The organism is Thioclava sp. F34-6 (assembly GCF_002213235.1).
Classification (GTDB): Bacteria; Pseudomonadota; Alphaproteobacteria; order Rhodobacterales; family Rhodobacteraceae; genus Thioclava; species Thioclava nitratireducens.
The window spans coordinates 17,616-30,297 of the sequence record NZ_NBOA01000012.1 but is presented as its reverse complement, the minus strand read 5'-3'; the positions used below and the strand labels follow the sequence as shown (position 1 = coordinate 30,297).

Here is a 12,682-nt window from a genome sequence, read left to right as displayed (position 1 = left end):
CGCACAACATGCCCCATGTCTTCGAGGTCGCCGACCGGATCCACGTCCACCGGCTGGGCAAACGGCTCTGCGTCATCGATCCGAAGCAACACTCGATGTCGGACGCCGTCGCCTTCATGACAGGCGCCAAAACGCCCGACGGCGCGACAGAGGCGGCCTGAGCGATGAGCACGACCGAGGCACAGCTGGAGGCCATTCTCGATCTGGTGGACAGGCAGCCCCGCGACCACGGGCGGGTTCTGATTGGCATCGCGGGGCCGCCCGGCTCGGGGAAATCGACGATGGCCGAAGCCGTGACCGCGGCGCTGAACGCCCGCGGACGGGCGGCGGATGCGGCGGCGCTGGTGCCGATGGACGGGTTCCATCTCGACAATGAAGAACTCGACAGACGGAACTTGCGCGCGGTGAAAGGCGCGCCCGAGACCTTCGATGTCGCCGGGTTCAAGGCATTGGTGCGCCGGTTGCGCGATGACGGGAGGGAGATCCGCTACCCGCTGTTCAGCCGCACGCAGGACCGGACGCTTCCGGAGGCCGGCGTGTTGAGCCCGGACCGGCGGATCGTGATCGTCGAGGGGAATTACCTGCTGTTCGGCGGCGGCGACTGGGCTGGGCTCGCGCCGTTGTTCGACGCGACGGTGATGCTCGCGCCGCCCATGGAGGTGCTCAAGGCCCGGCTCGTCGCGCGCTGGATCGAGCACGGGCTATCCCCCGAGGACGCGCTTGCCCGGGCCAGCCGGAACGACCTCGAAAACGCGCGCCGCGTGCTTGAGCAGAGCGTCGAGGCCGACCTTATCCTCACCGGTCACTGAACCGTCCAGCCGAGTTGACGACGAAAGGAAACGACATGAAGATTTTCGCTGACACCGCCGATATCGAAGCGATCCGCGCGCTTGCGGAGGCGCATCTGATCGACGGGGTGACCACCAATCCGAGCCTGATCGCCAAGAGCGGTGCGCATATCCGCGACGCGATCGCCGAGATCGCCGCAATGGTCGACGGCCCGGTTTCCGCCGAAGTCGCGGGCACCGATTACGAGACGATGATGCGCGAGGCGGAAGTACTCGGTAAGATCGCGCCCAACGTCTGCATCAAGGTGCCGCTCACGATGGCGGGGCTCCAGGCTTGCCGCACGCTGCGGGAAGAGGGCCGCGAGACCAACGTGACGCTGTGCTTCTCGGTGAACCAGGCGCTCCTCGCGGCGAAGGCAGGCGCGACCTATGTCTCGCCCTTCGTCGGGCGCCTCGACGACATCAACCTCGACGGCACCCAGCTGCTGCGCGATATCCGGCAGGTCTTCGATGCCTACCCCACGCTCGATACGCAGATACTGGCGGCGTCCCTGCGATCCGCAAACCACGTCACCGGCGCCTTGCTGGCCGGGGCGGATGCCGGCACGATGCCGCCCGGCTTGATCGGGGCGCTCGTCAAGCATCCGCTGACCGACAAGGGGCTCGAAACCTTCACCGCGGACTGGGCTGCGACGGGGCAGAGCATCCTCTGATCCGGGTCGGGATTATCGCGACGCAAGCGCGGCTGCTACCGGACGTCGCCCGTGAGCGACGCCCGGCTTCGCGCGCCGACAATGACGAAGGACCATCCCGCAAACTGCGAGCTCCGCACGTGGGCGCCTGAGTTCGCATAGCCGAGATGGCCCTTCGATCGACAGATCTCCTTGTGTCCACGGCTCGACCATCTGCGGTTTGCATCTCTCGATGCCTCTCCCGGATGGCGTTCCGTTTCCACTCCTCCCATCGATGTCTTCACTCTCGCGGATTCGCGGCGTCCCGGCATTGACGCTCGACAAGGCGCGGGGCTGTGAAGTGCTGATCGCGGTCAATGCGCGCCGCCCCGGGTGGGGCAAGCTGCGGGTCTGACTCGGTTCAGGAGGATGCCATGAAAATCAGTGACGCGATGCACGAGCCCGCCGCATGGGCCGATGCCGACACCCCGGTCAAGGAAATCGCCCTGCAGATGGAGAAGGACGATATTGGCGCCGTGCCGATCGGCAAGGACGACAAGCTCATCGGCATGATTACCGATCGGGATCTCGCGCTGCGCGTGGTGGCGAAGGGGCTCGACCCGGCGAAGACCCGTGCTGAAGAGGTGATGACGCCCGGGGTCGTCTATTGCCGCACCGACGAGACGATCGAGGACGCGGTGCACCTGATGGATCAGCGCAAGATCCGCAGGCTACCGGTGCTGGACGACAAGAAGCGGCTGGTCGGGATGTTGAGCCTCGGAGACGTGGCGCACGGGACGTCGTTGCAGATCGTGGGCGAGATGACCCGCGCCGTCGCCAATCACCACAAGTGAGTGCGACGGGGGCGGCCTGAACGCCGCACCCCTTGGCCTGTCTCAGCGCGGGCAATCGGCGACGTAATAGGTGCCGTCGCCGTTCGAATAGGCGCAGCGATCGGTGACGCTGTTCTGCGCCACCAGAACGCCGGCCGCGGCTCCCGCAAGCGCCGCGATGATCCGCCAGTCCCGGTTCGCCTCCAGCGCGTCGGCGGTGATCAACCCGGCCGCGGCCCCCGCGGTCAGTCCGACCGCCGTGCGCTGCTGCGGCGTCAAGGTTTCGCAGCCCGGCAAAAGCGTCAGAACGACCAGCGTGGCGGGCAGAAATCTACGGCATGTCATCGGAGATGTCCTTTTGTTGCAAACAAGCCCCGCGAGGGTCGCGTGCCGCCGCGCGCCGGTCATTGTCGAGCGTCAAGCCTTCGCGGGCGGTGCGGGCCCCGTGTCGAAAGGCCGCTGCTCGGGCGTCGTCAATGCCTGCCTCCGCCCAGATCGGAAGCCGGAGCCTTCACGAGCGGTCCGCGGTGGGCCGCCTCTTGCGTTCACGGGATCGAAGATCACCTGAGCGTCTGCCGCGACCGCCCGGCGGGTCGAAAAAGCGAACGTTTTCCAATTTTTCGCCACAATCTGCAAAAAATCACAAGTTTCCGAAAACGCGACGCAAACCCCGGCCTCAACCACCGGAGATACCGGTTTACGTCGTGGCGAAGACCGGCTGCGACGTTGAACGAGGAGGAGGTTCGATGAGTCAGCAATTCTTCGCCCCCAAGGACAGCACCGGACGACCGATCAGGCTGCCTGTCGCCTACCGGAGAACGGTCAAATGGCTGCCCAAAATTGGCGATATCTTCCCGAATTTCACGCTCCCGAGCACGCAGGGAGACATCGAGTTCTGGCCCTGGGCGGAAGGCAACTGGGTGCTGCTCTTCGGCCATCCCGCTGCGAATACGGCTGTGTGCACCACGGAAATCGGCGCGCTGGCGCAGAACGAGAAAGCGTTCAGACGGCTCGGCGCGAAGGTGCTCGGGCTGACGGGATCGAGCGTGGACGAGCAACTGTCATGGCACGCCGATATCGAAAAGCTTTATGACGCGCGGGTCTGGTTCCCGACCGCTGCCGATATCGGTGGAGATTTCGCGTCGCTCTTCGGGATGGTCCATGAAAAGGAGCACCAATCCTGGCCGGTCCGCAAATCCTTCCTGTTGGATTCGCAAATGAAGATCCGGATGATTTTCGAATATCCGATTTATGTCGGCAGAAGCGTCGAGGAGACGCTCCGCGTGATCGAAGCCGTGAAACTCCATAGCTCGACCGGGCTCGCGACGCCCTCCGACTGGTTCGAGGGCGACCCGGTGATCATACCCGACACAATGGAGGAAGCCGAGGTCCAGCGTCTCGTCGGCAGCAGGTGGGGATATGTCCTGCCCTATCTCCGAGTGGCGCCGCGGCTGGAAAATCCGCGACAGAAAACGCGGTGGTGCGAGCTCTGATGTCGGTGGGGTATATCTTCATCGGCAGCTTCGTGGGCCATGTCCGCCTCGTGCTCACGCTTCTGCAGGGCGGTTCGATCTGGCTCTCGCTGGTCGTCGACGTCGTCGCGGGGCTGGCAGCGGTTCTCATCTTGCTCGCCGTCCAATCGGCGTCGCGATGGTGGCAAGATCGACGCAGGCGAGCGCGCAAAGCAAAAACGGCTTGTCGCGGCGGCCAAGCTATGCACTGACAGACATGCATGTCTCCCGTGCAAGCTCAGTCTCCAGACTGAAGAAAGGCGGGACCAAAACTCTCCAGACAAGAGCAAGAGATTGGTCATGACGGAACTGCTAACCATCACCTATCGAAGCTTTTCCTGCCTTCGGAAGCCCATCGAGGGGATAAGCGCGATCCTTTCCGAAAGCCTCGATCGAAACCAGAGACTTGGCATCACCGGTCTGCTTCTGTTCGACGGGGCCTACTTCCTGCAAACCATCGAAGGCCCTTCGGCGGAAACCCGAAGCGTTTATACGAAAATCGTCTCCGACGCGCGCCACACCGACGTCACGCCGCTTAGAATTCGGTTGCTCCGGGCGCGCGTCTTTCCCACGTGGCGGATGAAATTGATCGGTCCGGCAGCGACGGCCCGGATCGTTCCCGACATGGACGGCTTGGACTTCGCCTATAAGCGCCTCGACGAAATTCATCTGGCGGCAAAACAGGTCGCGAGGCCGGAGCCTGAACAGAGCTACCTGCTCCATTGAAACCCGGTGCCCGCGTCTTTCACTCTTTCCCGGGCGACGGCAAGTTGCGCACCAATGCGTCGGCAAGTTCTTCCCGCGAATAGGGTTTCATCAGGACCGAGGCCATGTCCGTCCCGCTGGCCGGGTCTTCGGGGTCGTAGCCGGTCACTATGACCACCGGCAGCGCGGGGCGCAGCCGCGCCAGCTCCCTGACCAGCGCCCGCCCCGACAGGCCCGGCATGACAAGATCGGTGAGCACGATGTCGATCTTCCGATCGCTCCGGGCATAGTCCAGCGCCTCCCGCCCGTGACGAGCCACAAGCGGCGAGAACCCGAGATTTTGCAGCATCAGCACCGTTTTTTCGCGAACGAGGAGGTTGTCCTCAACGTAGAGCACGACCTCATCATTCCCCGCCGGAGCGGCCACCTCGGCCTCCTTGCCATCGGCCTCGGTGGCAAGCGGCAGCAGGATCTGGAATTCCGCCCCGTCGTCGTCGCCGGGCCCGAGCCTTAGATCGCCGCCGATCTGGCGCACCGTATCGAGCACGGTCGGCAGGCCGAGACCCGTTCCCTCGCCGATGCCTTTCGTGGTGAAGAACGGCTCGAATATCTTTTCCCGGTGGCTGGCCGGAACGCCGGGGCCGTTATCGCGCACGTTCACGGCCACGTATTCCTCCTGCGGAAGTTCGAAACCGTCATGCGAGGGATAGAAACCCGTCCCGGAAACGACGTTCGCTGTGATCGACAGCGTGCCATCTCCCGTCATCGCGTGGCGCGCATTGGTGACGAGGTTGATCAGCGCCGACGTCAAGGCCGAGGTGTCGGCCCAGCAATTCGCCACGTCCTCGCCGATGTCGATGTCCAGCCGGTTGGCGTCGCCCAAAGCCGCGATCAGGAGCGGTCTGATCTCCTGCACGAAGGCCCCGATCTGGAGCATTCTCAGCTTCGTCGGCGTCCGGCGCGAATAGGCGAGGAGCTGGCTCGTCAGGCGCCCCGCCTCCTCCGCGGCGCGCACCGCGCTCTGGACGAGGTTGAGGTGGTTGTCCTGCTCGGGCAGACCTTCCTCGAGCGCATCGAGGCTGCCAAGCACAACGGTCAGAAGGTTGTTGAAGTCATGCGCCACCGCCCGCGTCAAGCTGGCGAGGGCCTCCGTGCGCATGCGCTCGTCGCGCTCCCGGTCCCGTGACGTTCGATTGGCAAGATCGCGAATGATGGTGACGGACCGCCGCTCGCCCTTCGCCAGTTCGACGATATTCGACGTGACCTCCACCGGAACCGGGCTGCCGTCCTTCGCCCGGAAAGTCAGGTCGCCGACGAAGACGTCGTTCCGGTTCCGCTCCTGAAGGGCCAGAGCCAGATCCCGATCCTCCGGAAAAAAGAAAGCGTCGCGATGCATGCCGATCGCCTCTTCCGCGTCGTAGCCGAGCATTTCGCAAGCCCGGGTGTTGAGGGCGAGGACGAATTCGTCATCCTCCGGCCGCCCGCTCGTCGCCGTGTAGATCGCCCCGTCGCGGATGTTTTCGAAAAGGAACTGATACATCGCCGACTGCTCGGTCATCTGCTCGCGCGCCCGGAGCAGGTCCTGTTCCAGAAGCTCGGCCGAATGGAGTGAGGCGTGAACGCGTTGCGACAGCTGGGTCGCGAAGGGGGCGAGGCTCCGGTCGATCGGCACCAAGGCGTGCGGCACCAGCACAAGCGCCGCGATGAGCTGCGCGCGCCCATCCGCGATCGGGATCACGATCCCCCGATCCGAGAGTTCCGGCCTCTGCGCGTCGCGCGGCAGGTTGAAAATCCGCTCGCTTTTCCCCGACAGCGCGGCGGCGACGACGGGGCGCAGGGCGCCCGTGAACTGCGGATCCGCACGAATGGTCCATTCCGCCTCGAGCGGCATGCCGTTCTCGGGCGACAGGCGAAACAGGATTCCGGCCCGGCAGTCCATGTCGTTGTCGGACAGCACCGCATGCAGCGCGCCGGAAAAGGCGGGGACACCGCCGCCGGCATGGGAGGTGGCGGTGATCTCCGACATTGCTTGCCGCCGCCGCGCGACGACCGCGTCCGTGGTCTCGACAGCGATCGACATGACGCCGAGCACCCGCCCGCCCAGATCCTTGATCGCACTGTAGGAGAAATCGAAGTAGCATTCCTCCGGGCGGCCCGTCTTCGCCAGCGGCAACATCGTGTCCTGAAACAGAAGCGGCTCGCCGCTCCTTTTAACGTGGCCCAGATTGTCGCGGACGAAAGGCCAGATTTCGGGCCAGGTGTCTCGCAGCGGCGCCCCGAAAGAGGCGGGATGCTTGTCGCCGAAAATCGCGTTGTAGGCATCGTTGTAGATCTGGATCGTGTCGTCGCCCCAGCCCGTGCAGACGGGAAAATCGGACGCCATGATCGCCGCGATCACCCCGCGCATCTCCGGCGGCCAATCCTCGACCGGACCCAGCGACGTCTCGTGCCAGGGATGGGTTTCGAGCAGGGCGAGATTCGAGCGGGCCATGTCTTCCTTTCGGCATTGCGCGCAGAGTGCCCGATTTCAGATCGACGGGGGCGCTAGGTTTGGCGCGCCGAGGTGTCACAGGTGAGCCGAACGTCGGAGTCTCCGCGGCAACATGGCGCCTGCTGGAGAGCAACGCCCGAAATCAAAAATACGATGCGCGGGACGTTCCCAAGCCGGTCGATTGCCTTTTTAGCTTCATCTTACGAAACGTCTCCCTGGCTAAGGTGTTCCTGCCACGCCGCCCGACCGGTTTCCGGGCCGCAGGTCAGGTCTCGCTGGTGAAGACGTAGCCCACGTTGCGGATGGTATTGATCGCGCCATGCGAGACGTCGGCTTTCTCCAGCTTGGAGCGAATGCGGCTTATCACCCCGTCGACGGTGCGATCGAAGGCTGCCCAGTCCGGCCCCCTGACCCGGTCCATGATCTGATCGCGAGACTGCACGGTGTCCGGCTGCGTCGCGAGTGCGAGAAGAACATCGTATTCCAGCGTCGTAAGCGGGATCTTAACATCCTGAAGGGTGCGCACCCATCGCGCGCGGCGGTTGAACCGCAAGCCCGAGATTTCGAAGACATCCGCCGGGCTGTCCTGCGCCGCTTTCTGCGCGAACTTACGGTCCGCCGTCCGTCGCAGCACGGCCTTGACCCGGGCGCGCAATTCCCGCGCCCGGAAGGGCTTGCAGACGTAGTCGTCCGCGCCAAGCTCGAGGCCGAGAACCGTATCGATTTCGTCGGTGCGCCCGCTCAGAACGATGATGCCCGCCCCGGGATTTTTGCTGCGGATCGCGCGGAGGACGTCGAATCCGGAGCCGTCGGGGAGGGTTATGTCGACGAGAAAGCAATCGGCTCTCGTCAGGGCGTCTCCGGCGAACAACGCGCCAAGCGTGCCGAAGGATTTCGAGGGGTATCCTTCAGAGGCGATGGCCCGTTCGATGACGGTTCGGACATCGGCATCGTCTTCAAGGATCACGACGGAACTTGAGGTCAAGAGCTTGCTCTCTCCGGTGTGGCCAGCATCATCTTTGCGGAAGGTCTGATACTCGAGGCCGAGGGGTCTTAATCGAGTTGAAAAAACGGCTGCGTCAGGTGGGGCGGCAACCACAGTGCCGACAGTTTTACTGCGCGTCAGGTTCCCTAAAGGGATTTTCTGATAATTTCAATCGGATAATTGGCGGCACGTTCACGTTCGCGCGATTGGCGTTTGGGGGCGCTTCGGATGAGCCGCCCGATGGGTCCAACGCCAAGGGAGCCGACCCGGGGGGCGGCTCCCTCTCATCGGGTATCGTAGAATCCAGATCAGATTGGGTAATGCTGTTTCGGGTCTTCCACGGTGATCCAGCGCAGGTCGGTGAATTCGGCGATCGCCGCACGTCCGCCGAAGCGCCCGTAGCCCGAGGCCTTGACCCCGCCGAAGGGCATCTGCGGCTCATCGCCGACCGTCGGGCCGTTGATGTGGCAGATCCCGGTTTCGAGCCGGTTCGCCAGCGCCATCGCGCGGGAGACGTCGGCGCTGAAGATCGCGCTCGAGAGGCCGTATTCGGTGTCGTTGGCGACTTTCAGCGCCTCTTCGTCGCCCTTCACGCGGATGATCGATTTGACCGGGCCGAAGCTTTCCTCGGCATAGATGCGCATGCCTTCCGCGACGCCGTCGAGCAGCGTCGCCGCGACGATGGTCCCCTCGCGAGAGCCCCCGGCGACCAGCTTTGCGCCTTTCTCGGTGGCGTCGGCGATCAGCGCGTCCATCTTCTCTGCGGCGGCTTCAGAGACAAGCGCGCCAAGCGCCACTTCGCCGCGCGGATCGCCTGCGGGCAGAGCGTTGGCGCGGGCGGCGAGTTTCTCGACGAAGGCATCGGCCACTGTCTCGTCGACGATGATCCGCTCGGTCGACATGCAGATCTGGCCCTGGTTCATGAAGGCGCCGAAGATCGCCGCGTTCACCGCACCGTCGAGATCGGCATCGTCGAGCACGATCAGCGGCGCCTTGCCGCCCAGCTCCAGCAGTGAGGGCTTCAGATGCTCGCCCGCGAGCCGCCCGATGATCCGGCCGACGGCGGAGGAGCCGGTGAAGTTGACATGCTTGACCGCGGGATGCGCGATCAGCGCCTCGACGACATCGGCGGCGTCCTCGGGGGCATTGGTCACCACGTTGAGCGCCCCTTCGGGGAGCCCGGCCTCGGCGAAACACTCGCCGATCAGGCGATGCGTCGCGGGGCACATTTCCGAGGCCTTCAGCACCACCGTATTGCCGCAGGCGAGCGCCATCGCGACCGCGCGGGTGCCGAGGATGACAGGCGCGTTCCACGGCGCGATGCCAAGGCAGACGCCCTTGGCGCGCGCAACGCCCATCGCCATCGTGCCGGGCTTGTCGGAGGGGATGATCTCGCCGCCGATCTGTGTCGTCATCGCCGCCGCTTCGCGGATCATGCCTGCCGCGAGATGGACGTTGAACCCGGCCCAAGGCCCGGTCGCGCCGGTCTCGGCGATCACCGCCTGGATGAAGTCATCGGCGCGGGCTTCCATCACGTCGGCGGCTTTCGACAGGATTTTGCGCCGCCCGTTCGGCCCGGTCGCGGACCAGCCGGGAAAAGCGCGCGCGGCAGAAGCGACCACCGCCTCGACATCGTCGCGGCCCGCCGCGGCGGCGCGGGTGGCGACCTCTCCGGTCACGGGATCGATCCGGTCGAAAGTCGCGCCCGAGGCGGCTGGGGCGGAGACCCCGTCCAGCAGCATTCCGATCTCTTTCATAATGTCCTCCCTTTGAGACTTCGATCTTGCGTCACGCGGCGCGGCGATTGTCGGACCGGCGCCCTCTGAAACCTTTGTGCCTCACATCATCCCGGGCAGCCACAGCGATATTCCCGGCACAGCGACGAGGATTGCAAGGGTCACCAGCATCGCGAACCAGAAGGGCAGCACGCCGCGGAAGATCTCGATCAGCGGCACGTTTTGCGCGACCGATTTCACGATGAAGACGTTGATCCCCACCGGGGGCGAGATCAGCCCCATCTCGAGCGTCAGCACCACCAGCACGCCGAACCAGATCGGGTCGATCCCGAGATCGAGGATCACCGGCAGGAAGATCGGCAGGGTCAGCACCAACATCGCGAGCCCTTCGAGGAAGCAGCCCAGAACCATGTAGATCGCGAGGATCAGGACCAGCGTCCCGACCCGGCCCAGATCGAGGGAGACCAGAAGGTCGCTCACCTCGGCGGGCAGATGGCTCAGGGCGACGAAGGGGTTGATCAGATGCGCCGCGATCAGGATCAGCATCACCGAGGCCGTGGTCACGATGCTGTCCTGCGCCGCGCGCCAGAAGCTGCGCAGGCTCAGCGTGCCGCTGAAGGCCCCGATCGCGATCACGAAGGCGGCGCCGACGCCCGCCGCTTCGGTGGGCGAGAACAGGCCCGAATAGATGCCGCCGATGGTCAGCACGATCACCAGCAGGATCGGGATCGCGCCGAGGAAGGCGCGGCCCTTCTCGGCGGCGCTGGTCGCGGGGCCTTTCGGTCCCATCTCGGCGCGCAGCAGGCAGAGGATCGCGATGGTCAGGATGAAGGCGCTCAGCAAAAGAAGCCCGGGCAGGATGCCCGCCATGAAGAGCCGTCCGATGCTTTGCTGCGTGAGGATCGCGTAGATCACGAAGCCGGTCGAGGGCGGGATCAGGATGCCCAGCGTGCCACCCGCGGCCACGACGCCGGTCGAGAGGCGCGGGCTGTAGGCGTAGCGGTCCATCTCTGCCAGCGCGGTGCGGCCCATCGTCAGCGCCGAGGCGACTGAGGAGCCCGATAGCGCCGCGAACCCGCCGCAGCCCACGACCGTCGCCAGCGCCAGACCGCCGCGCACCTGGCCGACGGTGGCGTAGGCCGCGTCATAGAGCTTGCGGCTCATACCCGTCACGCTCGCAACATTTCCCATCAGAATGAAGAGTGGCACCACGATCAGCTCGGAATTGGAGGCCAGCGAGAAGGTCTCCGACGCCAGAAGCCCGGTCGCGGCCTTCAGCCCGTTCAGGATCCAGATGCCGACGAAGCCCACCGCGAACATCGCGAAGGCCACCGGCACACGCATCAGCAGCATGCCGAGCAACAGCGCGAGCCCGAGCGATCCGGTGAGCGCGGGGGTCATAGCACGTCCCTTTCGGAATGATGTTCATAGCCGTGGCGCGACATGAGCCGCAGCGCGCGCAGGCACATTGTCAGCGCGCCCACCAGCGACAGCGCGACCAGCGCATATTGAAACCACGCATTGGGCAGGTTCAGAAGATTGGTCGAGAGGTTGAGCATCTGGCTCAGTTGCGCGCTCTTGTAGACCGTCACCGCGATCAGCACGAAGATCGCGACGCCGAGGAACGCCGAGAAGATATCGATCGCGCGGTTCAGGGCAGGGGGGAAGGCGCTCTCGAAGATGTCGACGACGATATGGCCGTCGCGTCGGTCGCACAGCGCCATGCCGCCGAAGACGATCAGCACCATCGTCATCGTTATCAGGTCCTGCGAGCCGTAGAGCGGCATGCCGAAATTGCGCCCGATAACGTCGATGACGATCACGGCCACGACGAAGATCAAGCCCGTCGTGCCGATGATCGCGGACAGGCCGATCAGCCTGTCCGCCAGTTTCTGCGCGCGCGCGAGCATCACTCGCTCCGCATCGCCGCGAGCGTGTCCTCGCCGCCGACCTTGCTCACGTAGGTGTCGGTCACGTCGGCGAGCGCGTCGTTGAAGGCTTTCGAGCCGTCGGCGTCGAGGTCGATCACCGTGGTGGCGTCGGAGGCGCGCGCGGCTTCCAGCGCCTTGTTCGCGGTGGCGATCCACGCCTCTTCGGTCATCTTCGAGATCTTCTCGCCCTTCATCGCGTCGAGCGCGGATTTCGCTTCGGGCGAGAGCCCGTCATAGGCCGCCTTGTTCATCACCGTGTAGAAGGCGAGACGTCCGAGGTTCGGGCCCGTGGTCACGCTGCCAACGACCTCGTTGAGCTTGAAATCCGACAGCACCGAGGCGCCGCTGACCACGCCGTCGATCAGCCCGGTCTGCAGCCCGTTATAGACCTGCGTCATCGGGATCTGCACCGGTGTCGCGCCGAGCGCTTCCATCGCGGCAGCCGAGATCGACCCCGCGACGCGGATCTTCAGGCCCTTGAGATCGGCGGGCGTGCGCACGTCCTTGTCGTGCATCATCAGGATGTTGGGCTCCGACCCCCAGAGCGCGATCACCTCGGTCTGCGGATATTCGCCCTTGATCGTGTCGAAGGCCTGCCACAGCGCCTTGTAGCCCGGCGCGTCGAGCGGCAGCGCACCCGGCAGTTCCGCGATCAGGCTCTTGGGGAATTGCGACGAGGTATAGCCCTGCAGCCCCCAGCCCATATCGGCGGTGCCCTGCAGCACGCGCACGTATTGATCGGCCGGGCCCGCGCCCAGTTCGCCGCCGTGATAGCCGCGCAGCGTTACCGCCCCGTCGGTGCCTTCCGAGAGCGCCTTGGCCAGGGGCTCGATCTGGGCTGCGTTGATCGTATGGGTCGGCGGCGCCCAGTTCGCGTATTTCAGCTCCTGCGCGCCGGCGGCGGTTGCGATGCTGATCGTTGCCCCGACCGCGATGGCGGTGGCGACGCTAAGGGTCGTGTGTTTCATGGTCTCTCCTCCCGTTGGACCGTTTGAGCCCCTCCTCCCGGGGCCTGTCGTTCATGTGCCGCG

Annotated in this window: 13 protein-coding genes and 1 pseudogene; 7 read left to right on the top strand and 7 right to left on the bottom strand. The window is 65.0% G+C overall.

Annotation, left to right across the window (positions count from 1 at the left end; all coding sequences use genetic code 11):
* From B6V72_RS19450 to B6V72_RS18100, 4 genes and pseudogenes are all read left to right on the top strand, one after another.
* Nucleotides 1-161: pseudogene (locus tag B6V72_RS19450) on the top strand (sugar ABC transporter ATP-binding protein); the annotation flags it as partial.
* 3 nt (nt 162-164) lie between these two features.
* Nucleotides 165-809: a uridine kinase gene (locus B6V72_RS18110; protein ID WP_088736273.1), complete on the top strand. Its 645-nt coding sequence runs from the start codon at nt 165-167 to the stop codon at nt 807-809.
* Nucleotides 810-844: 35 nt separating this feature from the next.
* Nucleotides 845-1,501: a fructose-6-phosphate aldolase gene (fsa, locus tag B6V72_RS18105; RefSeq protein WP_088736272.1), complete on the top strand. Its 657-nt coding sequence runs from the start codon at nt 845-847 to the stop codon at nt 1,499-1,501.
* Between the two features lie 392 nt (nt 1,502-1,893).
* Nucleotides 1,894-2,313, top strand: a complete 420-nt coding sequence (locus B6V72_RS18100; protein WP_088720618.1) for a CBS domain-containing protein — start codon at nt 1,894-1,896, stop codon at nt 2,311-2,313.
* 42 nt (nt 2,314-2,355) lie between these two features.
* On the opposite strand, the gene B6V72_RS18095 is transcribed toward B6V72_RS18100, so the two are convergent.
* Nucleotides 2,356-2,637: a glucose-6-phosphate isomerase gene (locus B6V72_RS18095; RefSeq protein ID WP_088725856.1), complete on the bottom strand. Its 282-nt coding sequence runs from the start codon at nt 2,635-2,637 to the stop codon at nt 2,356-2,358.
* 359 nt (nt 2,638-2,996) lie between these two features.
* Between B6V72_RS18095 and B6V72_RS18090 the strand changes: the two genes are divergently transcribed.
* The 3 genes from B6V72_RS18090 (at nt 2,997) to B6V72_RS19245 (ending at nt 4,529) form a co-directional block, all read left to right on the top strand.
* Entirely contained in the window at nt 2,997-3,785 is a 789-nt protein-coding gene (locus B6V72_RS18090) for a redoxin domain-containing protein (RefSeq protein ID WP_168173081.1), read from the top strand.
* Complete coding sequence (locus B6V72_RS19250; RefSeq protein WP_168173080.1) at nt 3,785-4,015, top strand: hypothetical protein; 231 nt, start codon at nt 3,785-3,787, stop codon at nt 4,013-4,015. Before B6V72_RS18090 ends, B6V72_RS19250 begins: the two co-directional genes overlap by 1 nt.
* Before the next feature lie 88 nt (nt 4,016-4,103).
* The gene (locus B6V72_RS19245; RefSeq protein ID WP_168174513.1) at nt 4,104-4,529 is read left to right on the top strand and encodes a BLUF domain-containing protein; all 426 of its coding nucleotides are present in this window, start codon (nt 4,104-4,106) and stop codon (nt 4,527-4,529) included.
* 19 nt (nt 4,530-4,548) lie between these two features.
* Here B6V72_RS19245 and B6V72_RS18080 read toward each other — a convergent pair whose 3' ends face one another.
* The 6 genes from B6V72_RS18080 to B6V72_RS18055 all read right to left on the bottom strand — a co-directional run bounded on the left by B6V72_RS18080 (nt 4,549) and on the right by B6V72_RS18055 (nt 12,619).
* Nucleotides 4,549-6,999 (bottom strand): PAS domain-containing sensor histidine kinase, encoded by a 2,451-nt coding sequence (locus B6V72_RS18080; RefSeq protein ID WP_088736270.1) that lies wholly within the window; start codon nt 6,997-6,999, stop codon nt 4,549-4,551.
* A gap of 265 nt (nt 7,000-7,264) precedes the next feature.
* Entirely contained in the window at nt 7,265-7,984 is a 720-nt protein-coding gene (locus B6V72_RS18075) for a response regulator transcription factor (protein ID WP_146696222.1), read from the bottom strand.
* Between the two features lie 308 nt (nt 7,985-8,292).
* Nucleotides 8,293-9,741, bottom strand: coding sequence for an aldehyde dehydrogenase (locus B6V72_RS18070; RefSeq protein ID WP_088736268.1), 1,449 nt, complete (start codon nt 9,739-9,741; stop codon nt 8,293-8,295).
* An 81-nt stretch (nt 9,742-9,822) separates the two neighbouring features.
* Nucleotides 9,823-11,121, bottom strand: a complete 1,299-nt coding sequence (locus B6V72_RS18065) for a TRAP transporter large permease (RefSeq protein WP_088736267.1) — start codon at nt 11,119-11,121, stop codon at nt 9,823-9,825.
* A complete protein-coding gene (locus tag B6V72_RS18060) occupies nt 11,118-11,630 on the bottom strand; it encodes a TRAP transporter small permease (protein ID WP_088736266.1) in 513 nt (170 codons plus the stop codon). The genes B6V72_RS18065 and B6V72_RS18060 overlap by 4 nt, the downstream gene beginning before the upstream one ends.
* The gene (locus tag B6V72_RS18055; protein WP_075777398.1) at nt 11,630-12,619 is read right to left on the bottom strand and encodes a TRAP transporter substrate-binding protein; all 990 of its coding nucleotides are present in this window, start codon (nt 12,617-12,619) and stop codon (nt 11,630-11,632) included. Before B6V72_RS18055 ends, B6V72_RS18060 begins: the two co-directional genes overlap by 1 nt.
* Nucleotides 12,620-12,682: the final 63 nt, after the last annotated feature.

What these genes read in the sequence shown, in the direction of transcription:
- B6V72_RS18110 (WP_088736273.1), top strand. Translation starts at nt 165, where the DNA reads ATGAGCACGACCGAGGCACAGCTGGAGGCCATTCTCGATCTGGTGGAC.
- fsa (WP_088736272.1), top strand. Translation starts at nt 845, where the DNA reads ATGAAGATTTTCGCTGACACCGCCGATATCGAAGCGATCCGCGCGCTT.
- B6V72_RS18100 (WP_088720618.1), top strand. Translation starts at nt 1,894, where the DNA reads ATGAAAATCAGTGACGCGATGCACGAGCCCGCCGCATGGGCCGATGCC.
- B6V72_RS18095 (WP_088725856.1), bottom strand. Translation starts at nt 2,637, where the DNA reads ATGACATGCCGTAGATTTCTGCCCGCCACGCTGGTCGTTCTGACGCTT.
- B6V72_RS19250 (WP_168173080.1), top strand. Translation starts at nt 3,785, where the DNA reads ATGTCGGTGGGGTATATCTTCATCGGCAGCTTCGTGGGCCATGTCCGC.
- B6V72_RS19245 (WP_168174513.1), top strand. Translation starts at nt 4,104, where the DNA reads ATGACGGAACTGCTAACCATCACCTATCGAAGCTTTTCCTGCCTTCGG.
- B6V72_RS18080 (WP_088736270.1), bottom strand. Translation starts at nt 6,999, where the DNA reads ATGGCCCGCTCGAATCTCGCCCTGCTCGAAACCCATCCCTGGCACGAG.
- B6V72_RS18070 (WP_088736268.1), bottom strand. Translation starts at nt 9,741, where the DNA reads ATGAAAGAGATCGGAATGCTGCTGGACGGGGTCTCCGCCCCAGCCGCC.
- B6V72_RS18065 (WP_088736267.1), bottom strand. Translation starts at nt 11,121, where the DNA reads ATGACCCCCGCGCTCACCGGATCGCTCGGGCTCGCGCTGTTGCTCGGC.
- B6V72_RS18060 (WP_088736266.1), bottom strand. Translation starts at nt 11,630, where the DNA reads ATGCTCGCGCGCGCGCAGAAACTGGCGGACAGGCTGATCGGCCTGTCC.
- B6V72_RS18055 (WP_075777398.1), bottom strand. Translation starts at nt 12,619, where the DNA reads ATGAAACACACGACCCTTAGCGTCGCCACCGCCATCGCGGTCGGGGCA.